The following is a 26,747-nucleotide window of genomic DNA, read 5'->3' on the forward strand; positions in this document are numbered from 1 at the left end:
ATTGCCGCCTGCCCTGCCCGATCGCCGTCACCCGATCAACCCGGCAAGCCGCTGCCATACCCCAAACGAAGCCAGATCATTGGCCGTGACGAAGAGCATGAAGGCGAGCAGCACCGCAAGCCCCGTCCTGAACGCCCACTCCTGCACCGCCGGATTAAGCGGCCGCCGCCCGATCCCTTCGATCGTATAGAACAGCAAATGGCCACCATCGAGCAACGGAATTGGCAAGAGATTGATGAATCCAAGATTAATCGAAATCATCGTCATGAAGAGGATGAAATCAAACCATCCCAACGTGGCCTGCTGCCCCGAAATCTGCGCGATCTTGAGCGGCCCGCCCAGTTCCTGCACCGAACGCCGACCCGTGATGACCTGACCGAGCGTATCGACCATCATCCGCACAACATCGAACGTCTGGGAAACGGCAAGGCCCGGCAGCTGCCAGAAAGGCACCTCCACCCACACCGGCGAACCCGGCCCGACACCAAGCCGGCCAAGGCGATATTCGTTGCCGAAGCGATCCCGTTCCAGCCGGACGCCGATCCGCGCATCAACCTGCCGCAGCGCTCCATCGCGCCACACGTCAAGCTTCACGGTTTCATCGGGCCGGATCGAAATAATCCGCGGAATATCCTCGAACCGATCGACCGACTGGCCCGCGATCGCCGAGATGCGATCACCCGGTTGCAGGCCCGCCGTCGCCGCGGCCGTGCCCGGTTCCACCAGCGCGATCACCGCGGGCGTGCGCGCCTGACCATTCATCGCGAACACGGCCATGAACACCACGATCGCGAACAGAAAATTGGTCAGCGGCCCGGCCGCCACGATGATGAAGCGCTGCCACAGCGGTTTTGCCTGGAATGTTCTGTTGCGTTCGTCAGCCGGCATCCGCAGCCATTCGGCGGTGGGCGTATGCGCGCTGGCCGGGTTCATATCGCCGGCAAAACGGACATAGCCACCCAAAGGCAGCAACGCGACGCGCCACCGCGTGCCGCGCCGATCCGTCCAGCCGAACAATTCACGGCCAAAGCCGATGGAAAACGTCTCCGCCTTCACGCCAAACGCCCGACCGGCGAAATAATGGCCCAGTTCGTGGATGAAGATAAGCGGCCCGATGACCAGCAGAAAAGCTGCGACTGTCAGCAGGATACCGGGGGAATCGGTCACGCGGCCTTCACCTCCATCAACTCATCCGCCAACCGGCGTGCCTCACCATCCACCACGAACACCTCGTCGAGATTGGCGGGCGCCGCAGGATCGTAGCGATCCAGCACCTGCGCCACGATCGCAGCGATATCGAGGAAACCGATGCGGCGCGCGAGAAAAGCGGCCACCGCTTGCTCGTTCGCGGCATTCAGAATGGCCGGACGCGCGCCACCCGCTTCCACCGCCGCGCGGGCCAGCGCCAGCGCCGGGAAACGATCCGGATCGGGCGCCTCAAAGCTCAACGACCCGATCCGCACGAGATCCAGCGTTTCGACCGGCGCGACCATCCGTTCGGGCCATGCCAGCGCATGCGCGATGGGCACGCGCATATCCGGCGTGCCCAACTGAGCGAGGGTCGACCCATCGACATATTCGACCATCGAATGGATCACCGACTGCGGATGGACGAGGATATCGATCCGACCGTGACCAACCGGGAACAGATGGTGCGCCTCGATCAGTTCGAGACCCTTGTTCATCATCGTCGCCGAATCGATCGAAATCTTTGCGCCCATCGACCAGTTGGGATGCTGCACGGCGCGTTCGGGCGTCACCGCCGCCATTTCCGCACGGCTCCACGTGCGGAACGGCCCGCCGCTGGCCGTCAGAATGATCCGGCGGACCGATTCCAGGCGAGCATGATCAAGGCACTGGAAAATTGCATTATGTTCGGAATCGACCGGCAGCAAGGTCGCGCCGTGCCCGCGCGCCGCCTGCATCATCAGATCGCCGGCGGACACCAGCGATTCCTTGTTCGCCAGCCCCAGGGTGCGCCCCTGTTCAAGCGCTGCCATCACCGGTTTCAGCCCGGCACAACCGACGATCGCGGCCATCGTCCAGTCCGCCGGCATCGATGCGGCGTCGATCAGCGCGCTTTCGCCAGCGCCGGTTTCTACCCCACTGCCCGCCAGCGCGTCTGCCAGCGCCGGGCCAAGGCGATCATCCCCGATCGCAGCGAAACGCGCGCCGGTACGGCGCGCCGCCGCCGCCAGCCCCGCGACATCGCTGTGCGCGGTGAGCGCCACGACTTCGAAAGCATCAGGCGTGCGTTCGATAAGATCCAGCGTCGAACTGCCGACCGACCCGGTTGCGCCAAGGATGGTAACAGCGCGCGTCACATCCACCCCATGATCGCCAGGCCCGCCACCAGCAGCGCCACCGGCACCAGCCCGTCCAGCCGATCGAGCACGCCCCCATGCCCCGGCAGCAGACGACCGGAATCCTTGACCCCGGCGCGACGTTTCAGCCAGCTTTCGAAAAGATCGCCGATCTGGGCCGACACCGCGAGCATCGTCGCAAAATAGACGAACAGCCACGACAGGCCAAATCCGATCGCAAGCGCCGCGCATAACAGCTCAGCCGCGATGACCCCGCCGATCAGCCCCGCCCATGTCTTGTTCGGACTGATCCGTGGCGCCAGCCTTGCCCCACCAATCGCCCGCCCGGCAAAATAGGCGCCGATATCCGTCGCCCACACCAATGCGGCCGTGGCCAGCGTCAACCCGAAGCCATGCTGCGCCCGCAGATAGATCAGCGCCAGCGCCGGCAGCGTTGCGTAGAGCAACCCCGCGCCAAGCCGCCAGTCCAGCGTCAACACCGCAAGCGCAACGGCGGCCGCGCCAGCCAGCACCAGCACGGGCAGCACGGCGCTTGCCGATCCGCCCAGCCAATATTCCGGCGTCACCGCGATCTCGCCAAGGCCGGCGGCCAGCCCCAGCGCGAACAGCATGGCAAGGACGCGCTTCCATCGCGGGGCATGCATCAGGCCCGCCCACTCGGCCATCATCACGACCGCGACGGCGGTCGCCAGCAGGCGAAAGGCAAGGCCGCCCGCCCACAGGCACACCAGCGCGACAAGCACCATCACGACGCCGCTTGCCACCCGTGTCCGCAGATCGGATTGGCGCGCAGCGGGCGCCGGCGCTGCCGCTGGTTGGTTCATAGCCCGCCGAAACGCCGGTCGCGCCGGCCATAATCGGCAACGGCGGCGAAAAGATCGTCGCGGCCGAAATCGGGCCACAGCGTATCGACGAACAGCAGTTCGGCGTAGGCCGCCTGCCACAACAGGAAATTAGACAGGCGTCGTTCGCCCGACGTGCGGATCAGCAGATCGAGCGGCGGCAAATCCGCCGTATCCAGCCGCGCCGCGATCGCCGGGATATCGATGTCCGCCGGCGCAACCCCATCCTGCGCCAGCGCGCGCACGGCCCGGACGATTTCATCCTGCGCCCCATAATTGAGCGCAATCACCAGCGTGGTCGACGCATTGTCGGCAGTGCGGGCAACCGCATTGTCAAGCATGGCGGCCAAATCAGGTCCGAACCGCCTGTAATCGCCGATAATCTTCAGACGAACGCCGTTGTTCGCCAGTTCGTCCAGTTCCGCCAGCAGATAATGGCGCAGCAGCCCTTTGAGATCCGAAACCTCTTCTTCGGGCCGCCGCCAGTTTTCCGACGAGAAAGCATAGAGCGTCAGCACCTCGATGCCGAGTTCGCCGGCCGCACGGATGGTGGCGCGGACGGCCTCGGCACCGCGGCGGTGCCCGGCGATGCGGGGCAGATGACGCGCCTTGGCCCAGCGCCCATTGCCATCCATGATGATGGCCACATGGCGCGGAACGCCCGCGCCGCCATCACTTGCTTGCAATGTCGAGACCGAAGCGGCGTTCACTTGTTGAGGATTTCCTTTTCCTTGGCGAGCGCTGCGGCATCGATCTCACCAATCGTATTGTCGGTCAGCTTCTGGACTTCGGTTTCGGCGCGCTTGCGCTCGTCCTCGCTGATCTCGCCCTTCTTTTCGTCGGCCTTGAGCGCATCATTGCCGTCGCGACGGACGTTGCGCACCGCGATCTTCGCCTTTTCGGCATATTGACCAGCGATCTTGGCGAGTTCCTTGCGGCGTTCTTCGGTCAGATCGGGGATCGGCAGGCGCAGCGTCTGGCCATCGACGATCGGGTTGAGGCCAAGCCCCGCCGAACGGATCGCCTTGTCGACCGGGGTGACGTTCGATTTATCCCACACCTGCACCGAAATCAGGCGCGGTTCGGGCACCGTCACGGTTGCGACCTGGTTGAGCGGCATGTGCGCGCCATAGACTTCCACCGTCACCGGATCGAGCAGCGAGGTGCTGGCACGCCCGGTGCGCAGGCCGCCAAGATCGCCCTTCAGCGATTCCACCGCACCGTGCATCCGGCGTTCGAGATCAGCCTTGTTATAGGCGGGCATCGTCACACTCCCTCATTCTGGACGACCGTCGCAATGCCTTCGCCCGCCAGCACGCGGGCGAGATTGCCGCGTTCACGGATGTTGAAGACGACGATCGGGATATCATTGTCGCGGCACAGCGCGACGGCACTTGCATCCATCACCTTCAGATCGTCCGAAAGGACGCGATTGAAGGTGACAGTATCATAACGTTTTGCGTCGGGAACCTTTTTCGGATCGGCGTCGTAAACACCGTCCACCGAAGTGCCCTTGAACAGCGCATCGCAGTTCATTTCGGCGGCGCGCAAGGCCGCCGCGCTATCCGTGGTGAAATACGGATTGCCGGTGCCCGCCGCGAAAATGACGATCCGGCCCTTTTCCATGTGGCGTTCGGCACGCCGGCGGATGAAGGGTTCGCACACCGTGCTCATCGGGATGGCGGACTGGACGCGGGTGTCGACGCCGATCTGCTCCAGCGCATTCTGCACCGCGAGGGCGTTCATCACCGTCGCCAGCATACCCATATAATCGGCGCTGGTGCGTTCGAACCCCTTGGCGGCCGCAGCCAGCCCGCGAAAGATGTTGCCGCCGCCGACAACGACGCACAGTTCATGATCGCGAGCGACATCGGCAATTTCCTGCGCGACGCGGGCGACGGTTTCAGGGTCGATGCCAAACTGGCCCGATCCCATCAGCACCTCGCCAGACAGCTTCAGGAGGATGCGGTTGAAGCGCGGCCGGATCATCGCCGTGGGATCTCTCATTTATCAGGTAAGGAAACGGCGCGTACCGTAGAGCCGGTACGCGCCGATGCCAAGCAGGCAAGCGCTGCCCGTCCCGGATTATCGGGACGGGCAATCGCAGATCAGACGCCGGCCGCAGCCGCGACTTCTGCTGCGAAATCGCTTTCCTTCTTCTCGATGCCTTCACCGAGCTGGAAGCGGACATAGCCCTTCAGTTCGATCGGCGAACCGGCTTCCTTGGCCGCCGCGGCGACGACATCGGCCACCGGGGTCTTGCCGTCCATCACGAACGGCTGGCTGAGAAGCGCATTTTCCTTGCGGTACTTGGCGATCGAACCTTCCACCATCTTTTCGATGATGTTGGCGGGCTTGCCCGATTCGGCGGCCTTTTCGGTCGCGATCGCGCGCTCGCGCTCGACCGTGTCGGCGTCCAGGCCGTCGGCGGTCAGCGCCAGCGGGTTGGCGGCGGCGATGTGCATCGCCAGCTGCTTGCCAAGCGCGGTGAGCGCATCAGCCGAAGCCGCGCTTTCAAGCGCGACGAGCACGCCGATCTTGCCGAGGCCGGGAGCGGCCGCGTTGTGGACGTAAGGCACGATCGCACCCTGCGCCACTTCGATCACGCGGGCGCGGCGAAGCGCCTGCTGCTCGCCGATGGTGGCGATGTTCGCGGTCAGCTTGTCAGCAACGCTGCCTTCGCCCGGATAGGTCGCGGCGGCGAGCGCCTCGATCGAATCGCCGGTGCCGAGCGCGAGTTCGGTGACCGTCTTCACGAACGCCTGGAACTGATCGTTCTTGGCGACGAAATCGGTTTCCGAGTTCACTTCGACCACGGCACCCTTGGTACCCTGAACGACGACGCCAACCAGACCTTCGGCAGCCTGACGGCCAGCCTTCTTGGCGGCAGCGGCAAGGCCCTTGGTGCGCAGCCAATCGACGGCCGCTTCCATGTCGCCACCGACTTCGGCCAGCGCCTTCTTGCAATCCATCATGCCGGCGCCGGTGCGGTCGCGCAGTTCCTTGACAGTCTTGGCAGTGATTTCCGCCATGTCCTTGTCCTTTCGTTATGAACGGGTCGGGGCGAGCCGACAGGCCCGCCCCGTAATCTTGCTATGGCGCGCGCCCGATAATGGACGCGGGGCCAGTTCAGGCGCCCAGCGCTTCTTCGGCGGGCGGTTCGGCCAGCGCGCCGAGATCTTCGCCACGGGCAGCGCGGCCACCCTGGTCGCCACGGGTCGCGGCGGTCGCCACCGCTTCGCAGTAGAGGCGGATCGCGCGGGCGGCGTCGTCATTGGCCGGAACCGGGAACGCGATGCCATCGGGGCTGACGTTCGAATCGAGGATCGCGACGACCGGGATACCCAGCGTGTTGGCTTCCTTGATCGCCAGCTCTTCCTTGTTGGCGTCGATCACGAACATCACGTCCGGGATGCCGCCCATGTCGCGGATACCGCCCAGCGACAGTTCGAACTTGTCGCGTTCGCGGGTGAGCTGAAGCACTTCCTTCTTGGTCAGGCCGTGCGTGTCGCCCGAAAGCTGTTCTTCCAGCGTCTTGAAGCGCTTGATCGAACCCGAGATCGTCTTCCAGTTGGTGAGCATGCCGCCCAGCCAGCGATGGTTGACATAATGCTGGCCCGAACGGCGGGCGGCTTCCGCGATCGGCTCCTGCGCCTGGCGCTTGGTGCCGACGAACAGAACCTTGCCGCCATGGGCGACGGTCTGGCTGATGAAATCGAGCGCGCGCGCCATGAGCGGCACGGTCTGCGACAGATCGATGATGTGGACGCCGTTGCGATCGCCGAAGATGTAGGGCTTCATCTTCGGGTTCCAGCGGTGGGTCTGGTGGCCAAAGTGCGCGCCTGCGTCGAGCAATGCCTGCATCGAGACGGTGGGAACCGCCATGGGATAGTCTCCTTCCGGTTGAACCTCTCCGGGACAGTGACCAGCCACTCGCTTTCGAGCCGCCAGCACCGGTTTATGGGCCCCGGATGTGGAATGGACGCGCGCTTAAAGCGTCAGCCCCGCGAAATCAAGTGTTGACCTATGGAACATAATGGGAACATATTCACCCCAACAGCGGATATCCGGAACAAAACGCGATTCGCGATGAACCGGGCACGAGGCCGCGATCGGGTTGGAGATGGTTATGACGCATCTGATGACGATCCTGTTCTTCCTCGCCGCCGGCGGCGCGGCGCTCGGCATCATCGCCGGGATGGTATCGGAATATGCCGATCGGATCGCGACTATATTGGGCATGCCGCCGGTCAGCGCCCTGCCCCCCTTGCGTCCGGCACGCGTCCGGGCGGTTACGCGCCCGGCACGGCGGACCGTGCGGCTGCGCGCTGCCGCTTGACGCGGGCATAGCTGCGCATCCCGAACGGGATGGCCAGCACATAGAGGACCGAAACCGCCGACAATGTATGCCAGGGCGCGCTGATCAAGGCGCCGCCCACCAGCGCAACCGCCACCAGGGCGCCCAGCCGCATCCCCTGGCGCAGCTTGAGCGACGACCAGCTGAACGTGGCCACGTTCGACACCATCAGGAAGGCGACGAACGCCGCCCAGGGCGCCGCCACCCAGGGTTCGCGCAGCACCGGCAGATCCGTCACCAGCCAGATATAGACCGGCAGCAGCATCAGCCCCGCGCCCGCAGGCGCCGGCACCCCGGTAAGGAAGCCGGCGGATTTGTGCGGCTGATCCTCCGAATCGATCGCGGCATTGAAGCGGGCAAGGCGCAGCGCGCAGCACACCGCATAGGCCAGCGCGAACAGCCAGCCGAAACGCGGCAGCGTCTGCAACGACCAGAGATAGAGAATGATGGCGGGCGAGACGCCGAACGCAATCACATCCGACAGCGAATCGAGTTCGGCGCCGAAACGGCTCTCGCCCTTCAGCAGCCGGGCAATCCGCCCGTCGAGTCCGTCGAGCACCCCGGCCATGATGATCGAGGCGACCGCTTTTTCCCATTCGCCGCCGATGCCGAAACGCACGCCGGTCAGCCCAAAGCACAGGGCCAGCGCGGTGACGGCATTAGGGGCAAGCGCCCGCAGCGGAATGCCGCGCCGGGGCCGATCGGGCCGGGCCTGGTTCACAGCGGGGTCCCGAACACCCGCTCACCGTCGCCGATTTTGGCGAGCACGGTTTCGCCGGCGATGGCACGCTGGCCGAGCGCGATACGCGGCGCAGTGCCCGCCGGCAGATAGACGTCGACCCGGCTGCCGAAACGGATCAGGCCAATGCGCTGCCCCCCGGCGACGATATCGCCGGGCTTCACGAACGGCACGATGCGCCGCGCCACCAGCCCGGCAATCTGGGTGAAGCCGATCCGCGTGCCATCATGCCCTTCGACCAGAAGGTGCTGACGCTCATTCTCTTCGCTCGCTTTATCGAGATCGGCGTTGAGGAATTTGCCCGAAATATAGACGACGCGACGGATCGTACCGGCAATCGGCGTGCGATTGATGTGGACGTCGAACACGCTCATGAAAATCGAAACGCGGGTCATCGGCGCATCGCCCAGCCCGTCCGGACCCGCAATTTCACGCGGCGGCGGCACGGTCGCGATCATCGTCACCAGCCCATCGGCGGGCGAGACGATGAACCCTTCGCCCTTGGGAAAAGTGCGGATCGGATCCCGGAAAAAGGCCAGAATCCAGATCGTCACCCCGCCCATCGGCCAGGCGAGCGTTTCCCAGCCCATGAGTGCGAAGATCAGCGCGATGCCCGCGCCGATCAGCGCGAACTTGCGGCCTTCGGGATGAACCGCCGGCCAGCGCCAGCGGACGTTCGATGCGCCGACGTCCGGCTTTTCGGTTGATGTCATAACGCGTTCTTACGATCGGGCATGATCCATGACAACGCCGCAATGGCGAATCGATGAACGGCACCACATGCCATCCATCGCCGACCGCCCGATCAACCGGGTCCTGACAGGCCGTTCAGTGGCCCTCGAACGCGACCAGGGCGCCCACCGGAACCCCCGCCCCGGCGATCAGGCGGGCACCACCGATATCGGGCAGATCGATCACGAAGGCGGCGCCGGCCACTTCCGCCCCGGCCTTGCGGAGCAACCGGATCGCGGCCAGCGCGGTGCCGCCAGTGGCGATCAGATCGTCGACCAGCAATACGCGGCAGCCGGGCGCCAGGGCATCGGCGTGCATTTCGATCCGATCCTCGCCATATTCCAACGCATAGTCCACCGCGATGGTCGCCCCCGGCAGCTTGCCGCGCTTGCGCAGCAGCACCAGCCCCGCGCCCAGTTTCTGCGCAACGGCCGCGCCAAAGATGAAACCGCGGGCCTCGATTCCAGCAACGAGATCGAACGGCCCGTCATGCAGCGCCACCAGCCGATCGACCGTCGCAGCCAGCCCATGCGGATCGAGCAGCAAGGTGGTGATGTCGCGAAACAGGATGCCGGGCTTGGGAAAATCGGGGATCGTGCGAATCAACGCGGCGAGATCGGCATTATCGGTCATGCGAAGATCCTTGGCGCCAGCGTGGCGAGACGGGCCTGCGTGCCATCGGGCCAGGCTTCACGCGCGGTGATGATGGCGGTGTCGAGCGCCCGGCGGCAGCCCGCCGGGCATTCGATCGCGGGCACGCTGCCCCTTGCGACTGCCGCCACCAGCGCTTGTGCGTTGGCCGCATTCTCACCCAGCACGCGGATGACTTCGGCGACATCGACCGCGCCTTCGTGCCAGGCATCGAAGTCGGTGACCATCGCGACATTCACATAGCAAAGCTCGGCTTCGCGGGCGAGGCGCGCTTCGGGCAGGCCGGTCATGCCGACAACATCCATGCCCTGCGCGCGGTGCATCCGCGATTCCGCGCGGGTGGAAAATTGCGGGCCTTCCATTACCAGCATCGTCCCGCCCATCTGGTGCGGCAAGCCAAGCGCGCCCAGCGCGGCGGCCACCTGCCCCGCCAGCCGCGAACAGGCCGGATCGGCAAAAGCGACATGGGCGACCACGCCATCGCCGAAATAGCTGCGGCCGTCGCGGATGGTGCGATCGACATATTGATCGACGATGACGAACGCGCCGGCCGGCAGTTCTTCGCGGAAGGAACCGACTGCGGAAATGGCGATGATATCATCGCAGCCCAGCGCCTTGAGCGCGGCGATGTTCGCACGCGCCGGAATCTCGCCCGGCGCCAGCACATGGCCGCGACCGTGGCGTGGCAGGAAGGCGATTTCGCGGCCGGCCAATGTTCCGACCAGAATATCGTCCGAAGGCTGGCCCCATGGGGTATCGACCGGCGTCCAAACGGCATCGGCGAGAGCGGCCATCCGATAGAGGCCGCTCCCGCCGATGATGCCGAGCCGGCCCCTATCTTTCGAATAGGCGCCGTCCGGTTGCGAAGATGACGGCCGGGTCGCTGACGCGGCCGCCTCCTTCATTGTCAGTGCTTCATGCCCGACCAGACGTTGCGATACGCCATGAACGCAAGGCCGGTCGCGATGAGCAGGAAGATCACCACGGCAACACCCGTGCGGTGGCGGCTTTCCAGCTTGGGTTCAGCGGTCCACACCAGGAACGCGGACACGTCGGTCGACATCTGATCGATCGTCGCCTTGGTGCCATCGGCATAGGTGACCTGGCCGTCAGCCGCGAGTGGCGGCGGCATCGCGATGTTCAGGTTCGCGAAGTACGGGTTGTAGTGCAGGCCAGCGCCGGTCTTGGCATCCGGGAACTGCTTGAGCAGTTCGGCCGGCTGGGCCTGATAACCGGTCAGCAGCGAGTGGACATAGGCAGCACCGTCATGGCGAGCCTTGGTCATCAGCGACAGATCGGGCGGGAACGCATTGTTGTTCGCCGCACGCGCCGCAACCTCGTTGGGATACGGGTTGGGGAACTTGTCGGCAGCTTCGGCCTTGCGCGTCGCGGCTTCACCCGTGTCCGGGTTCACCGACGGCACTTCGATCGGCCACTGCTTGGCGATCGCCTTCACTTCGGCTTCGCTGAAGCCGATGTCCTGCAGATCGCGGAACGAGACATAATGCAGCGAGTGGCAGGCAGCGCAGACTTCCTTGTAAACCTGGAAGCCACGCTGAAGCTGCTGGCGATCGAACTTGCCGAGCGGGCCATTGCTGGCCAGCTCAACAGGCTTGGGGTGCTGGTGGAACTCATGCTCGACGGTCGGGGCGGGTGGCTCCTTGATGAAGTTCACCGCGCCCGTGATCAGCGAGAAGAGCAGGACGAAGACGAAACCCAGCCCGACGAGGGCACCGATGGGACGTACCATTATCAGTTACCCCTTATTTCGCAGCCACGGGCTGCGCATCGCCGGCGACTTCGCCATGCTTGCCCAGAACCGCTTCGGTGATCGAACCCGGCAGCGGCAACGGCCGCTCGATCCGCGAAATGATCGGCAGGATGATCAGGAAGTGCGCGAAGTAGTAAGCCGACGCGAGCTGCGAGATCATCACATAGGGTTCTTCGGCCGGCGCACCGCCGCAATAGCCCAGGATCAGGACGTCGATGACGAGGATCCAGAAGAACATCTTGAACGTCGGACGATAGCTGCCCGAACGCACCGGCGACTTATCCAGCCACGGCAGGAAGAACAGCAGCAGGATCGACGCGAACATCGCGATGACGCCCCACAGCTTGGCCGGCAGGATGAAATCGACCGTGAACGCACGCAGGATCGCGTAGAACGGCCAGAAGTACCATTCCGGAACGATGTGCGCCGGGGTCGAGAGCGGGTTTGCGGGGATGTAGTTGTCCGCATGGCCGAGATAGTTCGGTGCGAAGAACAGCATCAGCGCGAACAGGATCAGGAACACGCCCAGCCCGAAACCGTCCTTGGCCGTATAATAGGGGTGGAACGGAACGGTATCCTGCGGACCCTTCACCTCGATGCCCGTCGGGTTCGACGAACCCGGGATGTGCAGCGCCCAGATGTGCAGGATGATCACGGCCGCGATCACGAACGGCAGCAGATAGTGCAGCGAGAAGAAACGGTTCAGCGCGGCATTGTCCGGCGCGAAGCCGCCCAGCAGCCACGTCTGGATCGCTTCGCCAACCAGCGGGATCGCCCCGAACAGGCCGGTGATCACCTTGGCGCCCCAGAAGCTCATCTGCCCCCACGGGAGCACATAGCCCATGAAAGCGGTCGCCATCATGAGGAGGAAGATGACCAGGCCGAGCAGCCAGACCATTTCGCGCGGCGCCTTGTACGAACCGTAGAAAAGGCCGCGGAAGATGTGGAGATAGACGACGATGAAGAAGAAGCTCGCGCCGTTGGCGTGCGCATAACGCAGCATCCAGCCCGAGTTCACATCGCGCATGATATGTTCGACCGACGCGAAGGCGATGTCGCCGTTCGCCGCATAGTGCATGGCCAGCACGATGCCGGTGATGATCTGGATGGCGAGCGCGGCACCCGCGAGAACGCCGAAGTTCCAGAAATAATTCAGGTTGCGCGGAACCGGATAACCGGCGCCGACCGCATTGTAGACCAGACGGGGCAATGGAAGCCGCTCGTCGATCCACTGCATCGCCGGATGCTTCGGCGTATAATGATTAGCCCAAGGAAAGCTCATCTCAAATCACCTCAGCCGATCTGCACGACGGTGTCGGACTTGAACGCATATTCGGGAACCACAAGGTTCGTGGGCGCAGGGCCCTTCCGGATACGCGCGGCGGTATCATAGTGCGAACCATGGCACGGGCAGAAATAGCCGCCGAACTCGCCACGGTTTTCACCTTCGCCGGCGCCAAGCGGCACGCAGCCAAGATGGGTGCAGACACCCATCGTGATGAGCCACTGCTCTTTGCCTTCCTTGGTCCGCTCAGCGAGCGTCTGCGGATCGCGCAGCGAATCGACCGGCACAGCATTCGCCTCTGAAATCTCCTTGCCCGTCAGATGACGGATGAAGAGAGGCTGCTTGCGGAAGATCGTCTTGATCGCCTGACCTTCGGTGATCTTGGAGACGTCGACCTCGATCGAGGCCAGCGCCAGGACGTCGGCGGATGGATTCATCTGGTTGACCAGTGGCAGAACCACGGTCGCCGCGCCGACGCCAGCAAAGCTGACCGCCGCCACATTGATGAAATCACGGCGCCGAACGCCATCGCCCTCAGGCGCGTCTGATGGTTGTACTTGCTCGAGCGTCGCCATTCCGGAACCCTTGCGCTGCCACGAAATAAGCGCCCGCAAGGCGACCCCCTGCTTGGTGACCACCCTGTGTAACGCGACCGCCTGTTATTTTCCCCCGGCGGATGGCGCGCTGATAGACTCCCACCGCTCTCTTTGCCAACAGCAATTTGCGTGGGCTTGCCCCGACAGGACATATTCGCATAGCGGGGATCATGCGGATTGCCCTGTTCCAGCCCGACATCGCCGGCAATGTCGGCACCATTTTACGCCTTGGCGCCTGTTTCGGTGTCGGTGTCGATATTATCGAGCCGTGCGGCTTTCCCTTTTCGGATCGCGGCCTGAAGCGCGCCGGGATGGACTATGCCGCGGATGCCGAATGCGTGCGGCACATCGACTGGGACGCGTTTCGGGCGGTCTTATCCGGACGGTTGATATTGCTCACCACCCATGGCGGCACCCGCCTGCCCGATGCGCGGTTCGAAGCTGGTGACGTGCTGCTCATGGGTTCGGAAAGCGCCGGGGCGCCCCCGTTCGTGCATGAAGCCGCCGCGCTTTCCGTGCGAATCCCGCTGCGCGCCGGATTCCGATCCTTGAATGTCGCGGTCGCCGCTGGCATCGCGCTCGCCGAAGCCATGCGCCAGACGGGGAGTTTTCCGGAATGATCGAACTCGATGCCGAACAGGCGGCCGCACGCGCCTGGTTCGAATCACTGCGCGACCGCATCTGCGCGGAGTTCGAAGCGATCGAACGCGAAGCCGGCAGTGATGCCCGCTTTGATTATGCCGCCTGGAACCGCGACGAAGACCCGGACGCCAAGGGCGGCGGCGGCGTGCGCGGGGTGATGAAGGGCCGCGTGTTCGAAAAGGTCGGCGTCAACGTATCCACCGTCGGTGGCGAGTTCGCCCCGGAATTTGCGAAAACGATCCATGGCGCCAGCGAAAATCCGGGCTTCTTCGCGACGGGCATCAGCCTTGTCGCGCACATGGCCAATCCGCATGTTCCCGCCGTCCACATGAACACCCGCTTCCTGGTGACCGGCAAACGCTGGTTCGGCGGCGGGGCTGACCTGAACCCGCCGATCGCGCAGGATCAGGACACCGCCGATTTCCACGCGCGGCTGAAACAGGCCTGCGATGCGCATGACCCAGCTTATTATCCGCGCTTCAAGGAATGGGCGGACGATTATTTCTACATCCCCCACCGCAAGGTGCATCGTGGCGTCGGCGGGATTTTCTATGACCATCTCGAAGGGGATTTCGACGCCAATTTCGCCTTCACCCGCGATGTCGGCGAAGCGTTCCTGGATATCTTCCCGCAGATCGTGCGGCGGCGAATGAACGATGCGGCCAGCGATGCGGACCGCAATCAGATGCTGACGTATCGGGGGCGCTACGCCGAATTCAATCTCGTCTATGACCGCGGCACGCTGTTCGGCCTGAAAACCGGCGGCAATATCGACGCGATCCTGATGAGCCTGCCGCCCGTGGCAACCTGGGCCTGACGCAGATGGCGCTGGAACCCGTCGCGCCCGGCCAGCTTGCCACGATCGTCACCTCGCTCGAAATGCGTGAACGGCCGCGGGCCGCGCCATTGCCCGCGTCTGCGCTGCGGCTGGTGCGGTGGCGCGATCCGGCGACAGATGCGTATCGCACGCTGTTTCGCCGCATCGGCACGCCATGGCTATGGTTTTCGCGGCTTGCCATGGCCGATGCGGAACTGGCGGCGATCATCGGCGATCCGGGTGTTGAAATCTTCGCGGTCGTCGATCGACAGGGCATCGAAGTCGGCTTGCTGGAACTGGATTTCCGGCACCCCGGCCAGTGCGAGCTGAGCTTTTTCGGCCTGATCCCCGAGCTGGCCGGCAAAGGCCATGGCCGCTGGCTGATGGCGCAGGCGCTGGCACTTGGCTGGCGGGCCGGCATCGAACGGATGTGGGTGCATACCTGCACGCTCGATCATCCGGCCGCGCTTGGCTTCTATCGCAAGGCTGGCTTTGTGCCCTATGCCCTGGCGGTGGAAACCTTCATCGACCCCCGCATCGCCGGCATCCTGCCACGCGATGCGGCGCCGCAGATCCCGTTACTTGAAGATGCGTGACAGATCCGGGCCGAGTATCTGGCGATAGACCATGGCCAGCGTAGCGATGAAATAGACCGAAAGCGCCGCATTGGCCGCCCCCGAGAACAGCGCGAGCAGCAGACGGCCGAGCGCTTCCAGCCCCATCAGCTTGCCCAGGCCGACAAACACGACACCGCCGGCAAGCGACACCGCACTACCGACGACCAGGCTGGTCACCGCGAACAGCAACAGCAATCCCGCCAATTTGGGAAAATAGCCCTTGCTGAGCATGAAGCAGCGCTTGAGCGCGGCAACCACCCCCACCGGTTCGGCCATCACCACGACATTGACCAGCAACAGGCGAACGCCAACATAGAAGACACCGCCCGTCAGCAGCGCCAGATAGATCATCAGGATCAGGGCCGTGCCAGCGCCGACCTGCGGCACGCCACCCGCCGCCGGCATCATCGGGGCGACCGGCATGAACGCAAGCAGCGCCGCCAGCCCCAGAACCAGGCTGGCGCCCAGGGCGACAGGCAGGCGCCGCAAGGCCGCCGCCAGCGCTTCACCGACCGAAACACCGCCAGCGAGCGCCATCCGCGTGATGGTGAGCGAGGCCAGCAACGTCATGAACAGCAGCACCGGCAGCGATAGCAGCCATGGCCCGGCCGCCGCCTGCGCCGGATCGCGCGGCGTGACGAGTTCCAGCAGCGCGCCGGGCACGACCAGCAATGTCAGCGCCACGGGGACAAGCAGGGCCGCTTCACGCGCGACAAATCGACGAGCGTCATCCCAAGCGGCGGTAATCGATACGGCCATGTAAACTCCCGGCCCGGCGCTGGTGCCGGCGCCACCCTCTACAAGCGTCCGGCCCGCCAGCGCAATCGGGGCCTTGATCGTTTACCATCGCGGGGCCAATTGGGATCGATGGATGCCACAACTGCCCCGGTCGACTGGCTCGTCTCGCCCGGCCTGACCCCCTACCCCGCCGCGCTGGAGGCCATGCAGGCCCGCGCCGCCGCAATCGGCGCGGGCGAAGCCCGCGAACAGATCTGGCTGGTCGAACATCCCCCGCTCTACACCGCCGGCACGAGCGCAGACCCGGCCGAGTTGTTGACTGGCGACCGTTTCCCCGTATTCCGTGCCGGACGCGGGGGCCGTTATACCTATCACGGCCCCGGCCAGCGCGTCGGCTATGTGATGATCAACCTGGGCGAACGCGGCCGCGACGTGCGGCGTTTCGTTCATCAGCTGGAAGGCTGGCTGATCGACACGCTAGGCGATTTCGGCGTGAGCGCACGGCGCGCCGAAGGCCGCGTCGGCATCTGGGTCGACGACCGTGAGGGCCGGGAGGCCAAGATCGGCGCAATCGGCGTTCGCGTCACCCGGTGGGTGACCTTCCACGGTTTTGCGATCAACATTGATCCCGATCTTTCCCATTTTGGCGGAATCGTTCCATGCGGCATCGCGGAATATCCCGTCACCAGCCTGGCCGACCTTGGCAAGACAATGGAAATGCAGGATTTTGACAGGGCACTGCACGCCCGCCTCGACATGTTTCTTGACGCACTGCCGCAAGGCTGCAACCGCGCTTGAGACGCTGCGATTTTGCCGATACGATCCGCCCCGATTTGGGGTTCAAGGCCGGAAGGCGCGCCAAATCGCCTATCCAGAGCCGATACAGGGAGCAAATAATGCGTGACACTTTCTCCAAGCTGATGACCGGGGCGATGGTTGCCGGTGCGGCCCTCCTCGTTTCCGCGTGCGGCAGCAGCGAGACCCCCGCGACCAACACGACCGAACTGAACGCCGCCGAACCTTCGATGGAAGGTTCGATGAACGACGTCACCGCCGTCGACGCCGCCGGCGCGAGCGACAACGTCGTGATGGACAACGCCGCCGTCGCGAGCGACGCGGCAACGGACAATGCGACCGCAGGCAACGCCACCAACGCGATGTAAGCCATCGACTTCGATATTGGCAGGAAAGGCCGTCCGGTCGCCGGGCGGCCTTTTTCATTGTCGCAGGCACCCGGTTCCAACCGCACCCTGAGTCCATCCTGTAACGGTTTGCCGCAAATCATGTCTTCGGGCTTTATCTCGCCACCCGGTTCATGCTTAACAACGCCAGCAATGGAGATTTCAATGGCTACTCGATCCCGACGGCTCGCGGCCGCCGCGCTGGCGGCCATCACTCTGGCATATGCGGCCCCGGCCAGCGCCTCCTATCTGTACTGGGTCAAGCCCAGCTTTGCCGGCGAACCGGTTCGCGGCGATGAACCCGGCATCGGCATCGCTATTCCCAAGGCGACGCCCAAGGAATTGCAGGCGCATCTGTTGTGGAACATGCGCGCGGGCCTGAACGTCGCCGCGCTGCAGTGCCAGTTTTCGCCATCGCTGATGACGGTGCGCAATTACAACGACATCCTGCGCCATCACAGCCAGGAACTGAACGACGCCTACACCGCGATGAACGGCTATTTCAAACGGACGGCGGGCAAGACCTGGCAAAGGCAGTTCGACCAGTACACGACCAAAACCTATAACGGCTTTTCGACGCTGCATGCCCAGTACGGCTTCTGCGAAACCGCCGCCGCGATCGGCCGGGACGCGATCGGCCGGCGCAAGGGCGACCTGCACACCACCGCCGAAACGCGCATGCGCGAGTTCCGCAACAGCCTGGTGCCGATGGGCGACGGATTGTTCGCCTCGCACAACACCATCGCCGCGCGCCAGCTCGTCAACCTTGCGCCGCAATGCTGGGACAAGAAGGGCCGCTACGTTTCCAAGAAGTGCGGCTGAGCGATATCAGCGAACGCCGATCAACTTGTGCGTTTGGGCGGATAGCCGCCAACGCGGATGGGCCAGGACGAAATCGATCGCAGCGGCGGTCGATCCCGCAAGATCCGGCCCATCCATCGGCGAAACCAGAAAATTGGGGAAGTCCCACGCTTCCATCGCGCGATAGTCATTGCCGGGCTGTGGCCAGACAAGCTTGAGTTCATTGCCGGAACGCTGGACGATTTCGGTGCCGGCTTTGGGGCTGACGCAAATCCAGTCGATCCCGGCCGGAGCCGCGATGGTGCCATTGGTTTCCACCGCGATCTCGAACCCACGCGCGTGCAGCGCATCGATCAGCGCGCTATCGACCTGTAACAGCGGTTCGCCCCCGGTGATGACGACGAAGCGCCGCCCCTCATCCCCCGAGAGGCCATCCGACCAGAGATCGGCCACCTTGCCAGCCAACAGCTCCGCATCGCGATAACGGCCGCCATTGTCGCCATCCATGCCGACGAAATCGGTATCGCAGAACTGGCATTCGGCACTGGCCCGATCCTGTTCCCGGCCCGTCCACAAATTACAGCCCGACATCCGCAGGAACACCGCGCGCCGCCCCGCCTGCCGCCCTTCGCCCTGCAGCGTGAGAAAGATTTCCTTGACCGCGTAACTCATGGCCGCGCCGCATAGGATGTCGGGTCGGGAATGCCCGCTTCGGCATAACCATGCTGGCGCAACCGGCAGCTATCGCACAGGCCGCAATGAAGATCGCCAGGTGCGGGATCATAGCAGGACCAGCTTTGCCCCGCATCAAGGCCAAGGCGGACCGCTTCTTGCGCGATATCCGCCTTGGTCATGTGCAGCAGCGGGCTGTGGATGGTGAAGCCGCGGCCCTCGACCCCCGCCTTGGTAGCGATATCGGCCAGCGCCTGGAACGCCGCCACGAAATCTGGCCGGCAATCGGGATAACCCGAATAATCGAGCGCGTTGACGCCGAGAAAGATGTCCCGTGCGCCGCAGGCTTCAGCCCAGCCGAGCGCCAGCGACAGGAAGATGGTGTTGCGCGCCGGAACATAGGTGACGGGGATTCCGTCTTCCTCCACCCCCGTCTTGGGCACGTCGATCGCATCGGTCAGCGCCGATCCGCCGAACAGCGACAAATCGATCGGCAGGGTGATGTGGCGCGCCGCACCCAGCATCGCCGCGATCCGCTTCGACGCCGCCAGTTCCACGATGTGCCGCTGGTTATAATTGATGGTGAGCGCGTTGATCGCAAAACCATGTTCGCGGGCAATACCGCCGGCCACCATCGAATCAAGGCCGCCCGAAAGCAGCACCACCGCACCGGGGGCGCCCCGGTTCACATTGTCGTTCATCATCTCTTTTCCGGCATTTGCCGACCCATCGCAACCATCCCGGCGAACCGGATCGCGGGCGGCATTGTATCTTGTGGTTCGATTATCCGATTTTGTGCACGCGCGAAAGCACCCGGCCCGGCGAAGTAATCGCAAAAGAAAAGGGCCGCCCGACGGGCGGCCCAGTTGGGCCCTATACGGGCCTGCTAGGGAGGGAATGCGCCAAACGTCGACACATCTGAGCTTGGTATAGACCGGCCAAGTTAAACCGAGGCTTAACGGCCGATATCGCGATGGTTCAGGCTGGCGCTTTTCTGGGCGCAATCGCCAATGCGATGTCCGGCCGCCGAAAACTGGAAAGGCGCGTTGTCCGCAATGCCCTGGGTTTCGATGGTCACGGCGCGCGGGGTAACCACCTTTACCGTCGTCCGCCCCCAGCCAGCCCCCGGACAGCTATAATGCACCGTGGCGACGCTTTTCTGATTGGCAATAACCAGCCGGCTGCAAGGGGTGCCCGCATGGCGCAGCTGGATCAGCGCGCCAGCATCCGCCACACACATATTGCGTGACGTCTCCCCTTCCACCTGAAGGCGCCACAGCCCGGGTTGCAGCGCATCCGTGGCCACCAACGCCTGTTGAACAGGCTGAGCTTCGGCCACGCCAGCCATACCGATCACAAGCATGGGCGCAAGCAAACGCAACAAAAACTTAACTTTCAACATGACGCAAACCTCGAAACCCCGCCACGCCTTTCGCCCAAAACCTTGGTACCGGTGCGGCTTCGACTTCTACCGTCTCTACGTTAATCCTTATACAACAGCCCCGCTCACTCCACGAGGGCTGGCAGACCTCTTATAGTGCAGCTTCGTCGAAGCATCTGTGAGCTTCGTCACTTTGTCGCGATATCGTCGGCCCTTGTCAGTCCGCGAAATCGACCAGCGGGAAGCTGTAGCGCCGCGAACAGAACTCGCAGTCCACATGAATCGCGCCATCCGATTCGGCCATCTCCGCGCGCTCCTCCGCCGGGAAGCGGGCGATCACCGAACGGATATGATCCGCATTACAGCGGCAATTGCGGACCAGCCGGACGAGCGGAAGCGTGCGCACCTCATCTTCTTCGTGGAACAGGCGCCACGCGATCTGATCGAGCGCCAGCGAAGGATCCGTCAGTTCCGCATCGCGGATCGTGCCGCCAAGGGCGGCGACATGATCCCATTCTTCATGCACTTCGCGCACATGCAGCCGCTGGCCACCCTCTTCCCCTTCCGGCAGATGCTGAATGAGGAGGCCACCGGCGACGTGGCCGGCAAGGCCGTTGTCGACCGTCGCCAACCGAACGAGGCTGGGCAGTTGTTCCGACTGCGTAAAATAGGCCTCGGCCGCACCGGCGAGCGACCCGCCTTCCAGCGGGACGATCCCCTGATAGCGTTCGCCGCTGGCCGCCTGATCGAAGGTGATCGCAAGATAGCCGCGCCCGAACAGCGCAAAAAGCGATGGATCCGCCGGCATTTCGGCCAGCCGTTCGGCATCATGGCGGACATAGCCGCGCATTTCGCCGCCACGATAGTCGCAGACCAGCAGATCGACGACGCCGCCTTCGGTCTGCGCCTGAATGGTAAGTTGCCCGCCGGCATCCTTCAGCGTCGACCCCAGCAACGCGGTCAGCGTCAGCGCTTCGGCCAGCAGGCGGCCGATCGCCGGGGGATAGCCATGCGATGCCAGCACGCCATCCAGCAACGGCCCGAGCCGCACGATCCGCCCGCGTGCATGGCGCGCAGGAATGGTAAAACCCAATGCCTGATCGACATGCCCGACGACGAGCGCCTCGCCGTTTCCGTTACTGAAGCTCGCCATAAATCTCCGCCATCGCCCGAAGCGATGTCGGGCCGTTCGATCATCCGCACGGGAAGCGCCGAAAAAAGCGCCGTGGATGCCGCCACAAGGTCAGCATCCACGGCGATCATTTCAAGATGGGCCGTTCAGCCGAGTTTGCCGAAGCACCATAACAGCACCGATTTCTGCGCGTGCAGCCGGTTTTCCGCTTCGTCCCAGATCGCGGAATTGGGACCGTCGAGCACCTCGTCGGTCGCTTCTTCGCCGCGATGGGCGGGCAGGCAGTGGAGGAACACCGCATCCGGCTTTGCTGCCGCCATCAGCGCCGCATTCACCTGATAGGGCGCCATCGCCGCCAGCTTTTCCTCGGCATGATCCTGGCCCATCGAAATCCAGGTATCGGTGACGACGACATCGGCATCCTGCACCGCTGCCACTGGATCGCGCAGGATCGGGACGTTGGTGCCGCGCTTCAGCGCCGCTTCCAGCACCTCTACCGACGGTTCGTAACCGGCAGGGCAGCCGACGCGAACGTCGAAACCCAGCAGGCTGCCGGCTTCGATGATCGAATGAAGGACGTTGTTGCCATCCCCCAGCCACGCCCAGCGCGTGCCGGCCAGCGCCTTGCGGCGTTCGATCACCGTCAGCATGTCCGCCATGATCTGGCAGGGGTGGCTGTGATCGGTGAGGCCGTTGATGACCGGAACCGTGGCATGTTCGGCCATTTCGATCAGCTTGGCATGATCATCGGTGCGGATCATGATCGCATCGACGAAGCGCGACAGCACGCGCGCCGTATCGGCGACGGTTTCGCCCCGGCCAAGCTGCATCGAACCCGCATCCATCACGATCGTCGTGCCGCCCAGTTGGCGCATCGCCATGTCGAACGAAACGCGGGTGCGGGTCGAGTTCTTCTCGAAGATCATCGCCAGCGTGCGGCCGGCCAGCGGCGCATCGGGGTCCACCGCGCCCTTGGGCAAGCCGGCCCGCGCATCCTTGCGATCGATCGCATCGTTCAGCATCGCCGCGATCGCATCCCCGCCGGCATCGGCGAGGTCGAGGAAATGCCGGCTCATGCGGCCGCCGGCGGAGTGTAGCTCCGCGCGCCTGCCGACAGCTTTTCAATGCATTCGGCGATATGCTCTTCGCCGATCACCAGCGGCGGCAGCACGCGGAAGACGTTTTCGCCGGCCGCCACCGTCAGCAGACCGTGATTGTCCCGCAGATGCGCCACGAAATCGCGGCTTACCGCCGGTTCCTTCATCTTGATGCCCAGCATCAGCCCCTTGCCCCGGATTTCTTCGAACAGGTGATCATGGTTGGGTATCAGTTGTTCGAAGGCTGCGCGCAGGCGTTCGCCCATCTTGGTGACATGATCCAGAAAGCCCGGCTCCAGCATCACATCGAGGATCGCCTGCCCCGCCGCCATCCCCAGTGGGTTGCCACCATAAGTGGAGCCGTGGGTGCCGACCACCATGCCCTTGGCCGCTTCTTCGGTCGCAAGGCATGCGCCAAGCGGGAAGCCGCCGCCAATGCCCTTGGCCGCCGTCAGAATGTCCGGCGTGATGCCATAATGTTCATAGGCCCACATCTTGCCGGTGCGGCCATAGCCGCACTGGATTTCATCGAGGATCAGCAGCAGGCCATGTTCGTCGCACGCCTTGCGCAGCCCCTGGATGAACTCCGGCGTGCCCGCCGTCATCCCGCCTTCGCCCTGCACGGTTTCGACGAGGAAACCGGCGGTCTCGTCATCGATCGCGGCCAGCGCGCCGGCAAGATCGTTGAACGCCACATAGGTGAAGCCAGGCAACAGCGGTTCGAAGCCATCGCGCATCTTGGGCTGATCGGTCGCACTGATCGCACCGAGCGAACGGCCATGGAAGGCGTTCTTGAACGTGATCAGCTTGTGCCGCTGCGGATTGCCATTGGCATAATGATAGCGACGCGCGGTCTTGATCGCGCACTCGATCGCCTCGACACCCGAATTGGTGAAGAACACCGTGTCGGCAAAGCTGTTGTCGACGATGCGCTGCGCCAGCGCCTCGCCCTGCGGGCTGCCATAAAGGTTGGAGACGTGCATCAGCGTCGCCGCCTGTTCCTGGATCGCCCGGGTCAGATGCGGATGGCCGTGGCCGAGCGCGTTGACGGCGATGCCAGCGGCGAAATCCAGATAGCGCTCGCCACGCTCGCCGATCAGATGGCACCCTTCGCCTCGCACCGGCCGCACGCCGCACCGCGGGTAGACAGGCATGAGTGGGGTGATCGCCATCTGTACTGCTCCTTCAGGAAAAAACGGTCGAGAAAACTCCGGAAACGCAAAAAGGCGGCCCGTAGCCGGCCGCCTTGTTCGGACCACGCTTTTATCGTCGGAATGCGGGCTTCACAACCCCCGCTGTCACAGGCTCAATTCTTGAGCTTCCAGCCCTTTTCCAGCAGCGCGTAACAGACCGCGCCCAGCACGATATTCACCACCAGCAGCGTGACGGCGCCGATCAGGATGGGGGAATCGGCGATGCCGATGAACCCGTAGCGGAAACCCGAAATCACATAGAAAAACGGGTTGGCATGGCTGATCGTCTGAAAGGCCGGGGCCAGCGCCTCGACCGAATAGAAGGTGCCCGACAGCAGCGACAATGGCTGGATGACGAAATTGGTGACGGCGGCGGCATGATCGAACTTTTCGGCCCAGATCGACGTGAGCACGCCGAGGAAGGACAAGAGCGCCGATCCCATCAGGCCGAACCAGACGACCGCCCAGAAATGCTGCGGAATCACTTCGACCCCCGGCCAGAAGCACATCGCCAGCCACACCGCGAGACCGACGAGCACTGCCCGCGTCATCGAGGCCGCGACCAGCGCGACCAGCACTTCACCCGACGACAAGGGCGGCATCAGATAATCGATGATCGTGCCCTGGATCTTGCCGACAAGCAGCGAGAAACTGGAATTGGCAAACGCGTTCTGCATCATGCCCATCACGATCAGGCCCGGCGCGATGAAATTGGCGAAGTGGATTCCCATCACCATTCGCCCGCCACCGCCCAGCGCAACCGTGAAGATTACGAGAAAAAGCAGCGTCGTAATCGCCGGCGCCCAGATCGTCTGGAGCTGGACCTTGAAGAAACGCCTCACCTCCTTCACATAGAGCGCGCGTAATCCTCCCCAATTGACGAACGGGATCACCGGCACGCCGGGGGCGGTGCGCACGAAGTTTTCGGGCTGGTCGGTCATGTCGCTAGCGACTATCGACTGCCGGCCGCGCCCGCAAGCGCGGGACGACGCTTAAGGACGACGAATGGCCTGGACGGACGAACGGATCGATCAGCTCAAGCGCCTCTGGGAGGCGGGTAACACCGCAAGCCAGATCGCTGAGGAACTGGGCGGCGTCAGCCGCAACGCGGTAATCGGCAAGGCGCACCGCCTTGGCCTGCAATCGCGCCCGTCGCCGGTGCGCGGCGGTAGCAACAGCGATGCGGACGCAGCACCAAAAGCGGCTGCCACCCGCCCCGAGCCAGCAGCGGCTGCAGCGCCTGCGCCAACCCCGGCACCAGCACCCGTGGCAGCACCCCCGACGCCAGCGCCGGCACCGGCGGCCCCCGTCGCGCGCCCTGTCGCCGCAACGCCGCCGGCCGCCCCGGCCGCAGCGCCGGCCCCGGCACCGGCTGCCACACCGCAGCAACCTATTTATCGTTCGATCGGCCCCGGCGGGTTCCAGCGCCAGTCGCCCGGCGAACAGCAGCCACCGGCCACGCCGGCACCGCCGCGCCGGCTGGTTCCGGCCAAGCCATCCGCCGAAATGGCGGGCAAGACCTCGCTGCTCGACCTGAACGATCGCATCTGCAAATGGCCGCTCGGCCATCCGGGCGAGCCGGATTTCCACTTTTGCGGCCAGCCGATCAACCCCGGCTTTCCCTATTGTCTGGATCATTGTTCGGTGGCCTATCAGGCGCAACTGCCGCGCCGTGACCGCCGCCCGCCGCCGCCCATGCCTTATGGCGGCCCGCGCGTTCGCTGAGATGTGATGCCGGTCTTTCCGGTCGGGCCGCTGACCCGGCCGGAAAGCCGTATCAGGCGTCAGGCCTGCAAATCATATTGCTTGAACAGATCGTACAGCGTCGGCCGGCTGATCCCCAACAGCTTGGCCGCGTTGGAAATATTACCCTCGGTCCGCGCCAACGCCTGCCGGATCGCCCGCCGGTCCGCCTGTTCGCGCGCGGCCTTGAGATTGATCAACTCGGCCCCGTCCTCGGCCAGGTCGAGATCGGCCGCGGTAAGCAGCTTGCCTTCGGCCATGATCACCGCCCGCTTCATGCGGTTTTCAAGTTCGCGCACATTGCCGGGCCACGGCCAGCCATTGAGCGCCGCCAGCGCATCCGGGGCGAAACCACGCACGGCCGGGTTCATTTCCTTGGCGAATCGGCCAAGGAAATGTTTGGCCAGCAAGGTCGCATCGCCGTGCCGTTCGGCCAAGGTCGGGATGCGGACAACGATTTCCGCCAGCCGATAATATAGATCCTCGCGGAAGCCGCCGGCGGCGATCATCGCCTCCAGATCCTGATGCGTGGCGCAGACGATACGCGTGTCGACATCGATCGATTTGCGGCTGCCGATCCGTTCGATCACCCGTTCCTGCAGGAAGCGGAGCAGCTTGACCTGAAGCGGCAGCGGAATATCGCCCACTTCATCCAGGAACAATGTGCCGCCTTCGGCCTGCTCGATCTTGCCTTCGGTGGTTTTGATCGCGCCGGTGAAGGCCCCCTTTTCATACCCGAACAGTTCGGCTTCGAGCAGGTTTTCGGGGATCGCCGCGCAATTGATGGCAACGAACGCGCCCCTGGCGCGGCCGCTGGCATTGTGCAGCCCGCGCGCCAGCAACTCCTTGCCGGTGCCGCTGGCGCCCAACAGCATCACCGACACGTTCGCACCGGCGACACGTTCGATCGTGCGCGCGACTTTCAGCATTTCGGGCGCGGACGTGATGATGTTGCCCAGCACCATTTCGCCCGACCCGCCGGCCTGCGCCAGACGCTCATTCTCGCGTTCGATCGCGTGAAGATGGAACGCGCGCGCGACGATCAGCCCCAGCGTGTCGATATCGACCGGCTTCTGATAGAAATCATAGGCGCCCGACGCGATCGCGCGCAGCGCGCTGGTCCGTGCGCCATGCCCGGACGCGACGATCACCTTGGTATCCGGCTTCAGCCGCAGAATTTCATCAAGCGTGGCGAAACCTTCGGTCACGCCGTCGGGATCAGGCGGCAGGCCGAGATCGAGCGTCACCACGGCCGGCTCGGTCGCGCGCAACGCATCGATCGCACTGGTGCGATCACCCGCGACGATCACGTCATAATCCTCATAGGCCCAACGCAACTGACGCTGCAGCCCTTCATCATCCTCGACGATCAATAGTTTCGGTTTTTCGGGCATCTGGCTCATGATACGTCAACTGTCCTAACGGTTCGTTCGGCC

Annotated in this window: 32 protein-coding genes; 8 read left to right on the plus strand and 24 right to left on the minus strand. The window is 64.1% G+C overall.

Annotation, left to right across the window (positions count from 1 at the left end; translation table 11 throughout):
* Positions 1-27 precede the first annotated feature (27 nt).
* The 8 genes from KC8_RS07625 to rpsB all read right to left on the minus strand — a co-directional run bounded on the left by KC8_RS07625 (position 28) and on the right by rpsB (position 7,051).
* The gene (locus KC8_RS07625) at positions 28-1,167 is read right to left on the minus strand and encodes a M50 family metallopeptidase (RefSeq protein ID WP_010127726.1); all 1,140 of its coding nucleotides are present in this window, start codon (positions 1,165-1,167) and stop codon (positions 28-30) included.
* On the minus strand, positions 1,164-2,324 hold the full coding sequence (locus KC8_RS07630; protein WP_029624844.1) for a 1-deoxy-D-xylulose-5-phosphate reductoisomerase: 1,161 nt from the start codon (positions 2,322-2,324) through the stop codon (positions 1,164-1,166). The genes KC8_RS07625 and KC8_RS07630 overlap by 4 nt, the downstream gene beginning before the upstream one ends.
* Positions 2,321-3,148: a phosphatidate cytidylyltransferase gene (locus KC8_RS07635; protein ID WP_010127729.1), complete on the minus strand. Its 828-nt coding sequence runs from the start codon at positions 3,146-3,148 to the stop codon at positions 2,321-2,323. The genes KC8_RS07630 and KC8_RS07635 overlap by 4 nt, the downstream gene beginning before the upstream one ends.
* On the minus strand, positions 3,145-3,876 hold the full coding sequence (locus KC8_RS07640; protein ID WP_010127730.1) for an isoprenyl transferase: 732 nt from the start codon (positions 3,874-3,876) through the stop codon (positions 3,145-3,147). Before KC8_RS07640 ends, KC8_RS07635 begins: the two co-directional genes overlap by 4 nt.
* Positions 3,873-4,430 carry a ribosome recycling factor gene (gene frr, locus KC8_RS07645; protein WP_010127731.1) on the minus strand — a complete coding sequence of 186 codons (558 nt, stop codon included), beginning with the start codon at positions 4,428-4,430 and terminating at the stop codon, positions 3,873-3,875. The genes KC8_RS07640 and frr overlap by 4 nt, the downstream gene beginning before the upstream one ends.
* Before the next feature lie 2 nt (positions 4,431-4,432).
* Complete coding sequence (gene pyrH / locus KC8_RS07650) at positions 4,433-5,155, minus strand: UMP kinase (RefSeq protein WP_010127732.1); 723 nt, start codon at positions 5,153-5,155, stop codon at positions 4,433-4,435.
* A 119-nt stretch (positions 5,156-5,274) separates the two neighbouring features.
* Positions 5,275-6,198 (minus strand): translation elongation factor Ts, encoded by a 924-nt coding sequence (gene tsf / locus KC8_RS07655; protein ID WP_010127733.1) that lies wholly within the window; start codon positions 6,196-6,198, stop codon positions 5,275-5,277.
* Between the two features lie 97 nt (positions 6,199-6,295).
* The gene (gene rpsB / locus KC8_RS07660; RefSeq protein ID WP_010127734.1) at positions 6,296-7,051 is read right to left on the minus strand and encodes a 30S ribosomal protein S2; all 756 of its coding nucleotides are present in this window, start codon (positions 7,049-7,051) and stop codon (positions 6,296-6,298) included.
* Positions 7,052-7,295: 244 nt separating this feature from the next.
* Here rpsB and KC8_RS07665 point away from each other — a divergent pair, with 244 nt between their 5' ends.
* Entirely contained in the window at positions 7,296-7,505 is a 210-nt protein-coding gene (locus tag KC8_RS07665; RefSeq protein ID WP_029624846.1) for a hypothetical protein, read from the plus strand.
* Here the strand turns inward: KC8_RS07665 and KC8_RS07670 are convergent.
* The 7 genes from KC8_RS07670 to petA all read right to left on the minus strand — a co-directional run bounded on the left by KC8_RS07670 (position 7,459) and on the right by petA (position 13,276).
* Positions 7,459-8,244, minus strand: coding sequence for a CDP-alcohol phosphatidyltransferase family protein (locus tag KC8_RS07670; protein ID WP_010127736.1), 786 nt, complete (start codon positions 8,242-8,244; stop codon positions 7,459-7,461). The genes KC8_RS07665 and KC8_RS07670 overlap by 47 nt on opposite strands.
* A complete protein-coding gene (locus KC8_RS07675) occupies positions 8,241-8,975 on the minus strand; it encodes a phosphatidylserine decarboxylase (protein WP_010127738.1) in 735 nt (244 codons plus the stop codon). The genes KC8_RS07670 and KC8_RS07675 overlap by 4 nt, the downstream gene beginning before the upstream one ends.
* Before the next feature lie 115 nt (positions 8,976-9,090).
* The gene (locus KC8_RS07680) at positions 9,091-9,627 is read right to left on the minus strand and encodes an adenine phosphoribosyltransferase (protein WP_010127740.1); all 537 of its coding nucleotides are present in this window, start codon (positions 9,625-9,627) and stop codon (positions 9,091-9,093) included.
* Positions 9,624-10,550, minus strand: a complete 927-nt coding sequence (mtnP, locus tag KC8_RS07685) for an S-methyl-5'-thioadenosine phosphorylase (protein WP_010127742.1) — start codon at positions 10,548-10,550, stop codon at positions 9,624-9,626. The genes KC8_RS07680 and mtnP overlap by 4 nt, the downstream gene beginning before the upstream one ends.
* Positions 10,551-10,552: 2 nt before the next feature.
* A complete protein-coding gene (locus KC8_RS07690; protein WP_010127743.1) occupies positions 10,553-11,395 on the minus strand; it encodes a cytochrome c1 in 843 nt (280 codons plus the stop codon).
* Positions 11,396-11,408: 13 nt separating this feature from the next.
* Complete coding sequence (locus KC8_RS07695; protein WP_010127744.1) at positions 11,409-12,698, minus strand: cytochrome b; 1,290 nt, start codon at positions 12,696-12,698, stop codon at positions 11,409-11,411.
* 11 nt (positions 12,699-12,709) lie between these two features.
* Positions 12,710-13,276 (minus strand): ubiquinol-cytochrome c reductase iron-sulfur subunit, encoded by a 567-nt coding sequence (petA, locus tag KC8_RS07700; RefSeq protein WP_029624847.1) that lies wholly within the window; start codon positions 13,274-13,276, stop codon positions 12,710-12,712.
* A 191-nt stretch (positions 13,277-13,467) separates the two neighbouring features.
* Here petA and KC8_RS07705 point away from each other — a divergent pair, with 191 nt between their 5' ends.
* Genes KC8_RS07705 through KC8_RS07715 form a run of 3 tightly spaced genes read left to right on the plus strand, consistent with a single transcriptional unit; the run spans position 13,468 to position 15,352 of the window.
* Positions 13,468-13,917, plus strand: a complete 450-nt coding sequence (locus KC8_RS07705; RefSeq protein WP_010127746.1) for a tRNA (cytidine(34)-2'-O)-methyltransferase — start codon at positions 13,468-13,470, stop codon at positions 13,915-13,917.
* Entirely contained in the window at positions 13,914-14,756 is an 843-nt protein-coding gene (hemF, locus tag KC8_RS07710) for an oxygen-dependent coproporphyrinogen oxidase (protein WP_010127747.1), read from the plus strand. Before KC8_RS07705 ends, hemF begins: the two co-directional genes overlap by 4 nt.
* A gap of 5 nt (positions 14,757-14,761) precedes the next feature.
* Positions 14,762-15,352, plus strand: coding sequence for a GNAT family N-acetyltransferase (locus tag KC8_RS07715; RefSeq protein ID WP_010127748.1), 591 nt, complete (start codon positions 14,762-14,764; stop codon positions 15,350-15,352).
* Here the strand turns inward: KC8_RS07715 and KC8_RS07720 are convergent.
* The gene (locus KC8_RS07720; RefSeq protein WP_010127750.1) at positions 15,335-16,132 is read right to left on the minus strand and encodes a hypothetical protein; all 798 of its coding nucleotides are present in this window, start codon (positions 16,130-16,132) and stop codon (positions 15,335-15,337) included. The two genes, KC8_RS07715 and KC8_RS07720, sit on opposite strands and share 18 nt — an antisense overlap.
* A gap of 108 nt (positions 16,133-16,240) precedes the next feature.
* Here KC8_RS07720 and lipB point away from each other — a divergent pair, with 108 nt between their 5' ends.
* The 3 genes from lipB to KC8_RS07735 all read left to right on the plus strand — a co-directional run bounded on the left by lipB (position 16,241) and on the right by KC8_RS07735 (position 18,114).
* Positions 16,241-16,909: a lipoyl(octanoyl) transferase LipB gene (gene lipB / locus KC8_RS07725; protein ID WP_010127751.1), complete on the plus strand. Its 669-nt coding sequence runs from the start codon at positions 16,241-16,243 to the stop codon at positions 16,907-16,909.
* Between the two features lie 98 nt (positions 16,910-17,007).
* Complete coding sequence (locus KC8_RS07730; RefSeq protein ID WP_010127752.1) at positions 17,008-17,274, plus strand: hypothetical protein; 267 nt, start codon at positions 17,008-17,010, stop codon at positions 17,272-17,274.
* Between the two features lie 183 nt (positions 17,275-17,457).
* On the plus strand, positions 17,458-18,114 hold the full coding sequence (locus KC8_RS07735) for a hypothetical protein (RefSeq protein WP_010127753.1): 657 nt from the start codon (positions 17,458-17,460) through the stop codon (positions 18,112-18,114).
* A 6-nt stretch (positions 18,115-18,120) separates the two neighbouring features.
* Here the strand turns inward: KC8_RS07735 and queE are convergent, their stop codons facing one another.
* The 7 genes from queE to KC8_RS07770 form a co-directional block, all read right to left on the minus strand.
* The gene (gene queE / locus KC8_RS07740) at positions 18,121-18,765 is read right to left on the minus strand and encodes a 7-carboxy-7-deazaguanine synthase (RefSeq protein WP_010127754.1); all 645 of its coding nucleotides are present in this window, start codon (positions 18,763-18,765) and stop codon (positions 18,121-18,123) included.
* Positions 18,762-19,466, minus strand: a complete 705-nt coding sequence (queC, locus tag KC8_RS07745) for a 7-cyano-7-deazaguanine synthase QueC (RefSeq protein ID WP_029624848.1) — start codon at positions 19,464-19,466, stop codon at positions 18,762-18,764. Before queC ends, queE begins: the two co-directional genes overlap by 4 nt.
* Before the next feature lie 254 nt (positions 19,467-19,720).
* Positions 19,721-20,128, minus strand: coding sequence for a DUF3617 domain-containing protein (locus KC8_RS07750; RefSeq protein ID WP_232455661.1), 408 nt, complete (start codon positions 20,126-20,128; stop codon positions 19,721-19,723).
* 235 nt (positions 20,129-20,363) lie between these two features.
* Positions 20,364-21,299, minus strand: a complete 936-nt coding sequence (gene hslO, locus KC8_RS07755; RefSeq protein ID WP_010127757.1) for an Hsp33 family molecular chaperone HslO — start codon at positions 21,297-21,299, stop codon at positions 20,364-20,366.
* A gap of 125 nt (positions 21,300-21,424) precedes the next feature.
* Positions 21,425-22,354 carry an ornithine carbamoyltransferase gene (gene argF, locus KC8_RS07760; RefSeq protein WP_010127758.1) on the minus strand — a complete coding sequence of 310 codons (930 nt, stop codon included), beginning with the start codon at positions 22,352-22,354 and terminating at the stop codon, positions 21,425-21,427.
* Entirely contained in the window at positions 22,351-23,547 is a 1,197-nt protein-coding gene (locus KC8_RS07765) for an aspartate aminotransferase family protein (protein WP_010127759.1), read from the minus strand. Before KC8_RS07765 ends, argF begins: the two co-directional genes overlap by 4 nt.
* A gap of 134 nt (positions 23,548-23,681) precedes the next feature.
* Entirely contained in the window at positions 23,682-24,509 is an 828-nt protein-coding gene (locus tag KC8_RS07770) for an ABC transporter permease (RefSeq protein ID WP_010127760.1), read from the minus strand.
* A 64-nt stretch (positions 24,510-24,573) separates the two neighbouring features.
* On the opposite strand from KC8_RS07770, the gene KC8_RS07775 reads away from it, so the two are divergent.
* The gene (locus KC8_RS07775) at positions 24,574-25,293 is read left to right on the plus strand and encodes a GcrA family cell cycle regulator (protein WP_010127762.1); all 720 of its coding nucleotides are present in this window, start codon (positions 24,574-24,576) and stop codon (positions 25,291-25,293) included.
* A 59-nt stretch (positions 25,294-25,352) separates the two neighbouring features.
* On the opposite strand, the gene prsR is transcribed toward KC8_RS07775, so the two are convergent.
* The gene (prsR, locus tag KC8_RS07780; protein WP_010127763.1) at positions 25,353-26,714 is read right to left on the minus strand and encodes a PEP-CTERM-box response regulator transcription factor; all 1,362 of its coding nucleotides are present in this window, start codon (positions 26,712-26,714) and stop codon (positions 25,353-25,355) included.
* Positions 26,715-26,747 lie beyond the last annotated feature (33 nt).

This window comes from Sphingomonas sp. KC8, from assembly GCF_002151445.1.
GTDB lineage: Bacteria > Pseudomonadota > Alphaproteobacteria > Sphingomonadales > Sphingomonadaceae > Sphingomonas_E.

Coding starts and splice junctions, on each gene's coding strand:
- KC8_RS07635 (WP_010127729.1), bottom strand. CDS start 3,148: ATGAACCAACCAGCGGCAGCGCCGGCGCCCGCTGCGCGCCAATCCGAT.
- frr (WP_010127731.1), bottom strand. CDS start 4,430: ATGCCCGCCTATAACAAGGCTGATCTCGAACGCCGGATGCACGGTGCG.
- pyrH (WP_010127732.1), bottom strand. CDS start 5,155: ATGATCCGGCCGCGCTTCAACCGCATCCTCCTGAAGCTGTCTGGCGAG.
- tsf (WP_010127733.1), bottom strand. CDS start 6,198: ATGGCGGAAATCACTGCCAAGACTGTCAAGGAACTGCGCGACCGCACC.
- rpsB (WP_010127734.1), bottom strand. CDS start 7,051: ATGGCGGTTCCCACCGTCTCGATGCAGGCATTGCTCGACGCAGGCGCG.
- KC8_RS07665 (WP_029624846.1), top strand. CDS start 7,296: ATGACGCATCTGATGACGATCCTGTTCTTCCTCGCCGCCGGCGGCGCG.
- KC8_RS07675 (WP_010127738.1), bottom strand. CDS start 8,975: ATGACATCAACCGAAAAGCCGGACGTCGGCGCATCGAACGTCCGCTGG.
- KC8_RS07680 (WP_010127740.1), bottom strand. CDS start 9,627: ATGACCGATAATGCCGATCTCGCCGCGTTGATTCGCACGATCCCCGAT.
- mtnP (WP_010127742.1), bottom strand. CDS start 10,550: ATGAAGGAGGCGGCCGCGTCAGCGACCCGGCCGTCATCTTCGCAACCG.
- KC8_RS07690 (WP_010127743.1), bottom strand. CDS start 11,395: ATGGTACGTCCCATCGGTGCCCTCGTCGGGCTGGGTTTCGTCTTCGTC.
- KC8_RS07695 (WP_010127744.1), bottom strand. CDS start 12,698: ATGAGCTTTCCTTGGGCTAATCATTATACGCCGAAGCATCCGGCGATG.
- petA (WP_029624847.1), bottom strand. CDS start 13,276: ATGGCGACGCTCGAGCAAGTACAACCATCAGACGCGCCTGAGGGCGAT.
- KC8_RS07705 (WP_010127746.1), top strand. CDS start 13,468: ATGCGGATTGCCCTGTTCCAGCCCGACATCGCCGGCAATGTCGGCACC.
- hemF (WP_010127747.1), top strand. CDS start 13,914: ATGATCGAACTCGATGCCGAACAGGCGGCCGCACGCGCCTGGTTCGAA.
- KC8_RS07715 (WP_010127748.1), top strand. CDS start 14,762: ATGGCGCTGGAACCCGTCGCGCCCGGCCAGCTTGCCACGATCGTCACC.
- KC8_RS07720 (WP_010127750.1), bottom strand. CDS start 16,132: ATGGCCGTATCGATTACCGCCGCTTGGGATGACGCTCGTCGATTTGTC.
- lipB (WP_010127751.1), top strand. CDS start 16,241: ATGGATGCCACAACTGCCCCGGTCGACTGGCTCGTCTCGCCCGGCCTG.
- KC8_RS07730 (WP_010127752.1), top strand. CDS start 17,008: ATGCGTGACACTTTCTCCAAGCTGATGACCGGGGCGATGGTTGCCGGT.
- KC8_RS07735 (WP_010127753.1), top strand. CDS start 17,458: ATGGCTACTCGATCCCGACGGCTCGCGGCCGCCGCGCTGGCGGCCATC.
- queE (WP_010127754.1), bottom strand. CDS start 18,765: ATGAGTTACGCGGTCAAGGAAATCTTTCTCACGCTGCAGGGCGAAGGG.
- queC (WP_029624848.1), bottom strand. CDS start 19,466: ATGAACGACAATGTGAACCGGGGCGCCCCCGGTGCGGTGGTGCTGCTT.
- KC8_RS07750 (WP_232455661.1), bottom strand. CDS start 20,128: ATGCTTGTGATCGGTATGGCTGGCGTGGCCGAAGCTCAGCCTGTTCAA.
- hslO (WP_010127757.1), bottom strand. CDS start 21,299: ATGGCGAGCTTCAGTAACGGAAACGGCGAGGCGCTCGTCGTCGGGCAT.
- argF (WP_010127758.1), bottom strand. CDS start 22,354: ATGAGCCGGCATTTCCTCGACCTCGCCGATGCCGGCGGGGATGCGATC.
- KC8_RS07765 (WP_010127759.1), bottom strand. CDS start 23,547: ATGGCGATCACCCCACTCATGCCTGTCTACCCGCGGTGCGGCGTGCGG.
- KC8_RS07770 (WP_010127760.1), bottom strand. CDS start 24,509: ATGACCGACCAGCCCGAAAACTTCGTGCGCACCGCCCCCGGCGTGCCG.
- KC8_RS07775 (WP_010127762.1), top strand. CDS start 24,574: ATGGCCTGGACGGACGAACGGATCGATCAGCTCAAGCGCCTCTGGGAG.
- prsR (WP_010127763.1), bottom strand. CDS start 26,714: ATGAGCCAGATGCCCGAAAAACCGAAACTATTGATCGTCGAGGATGAT.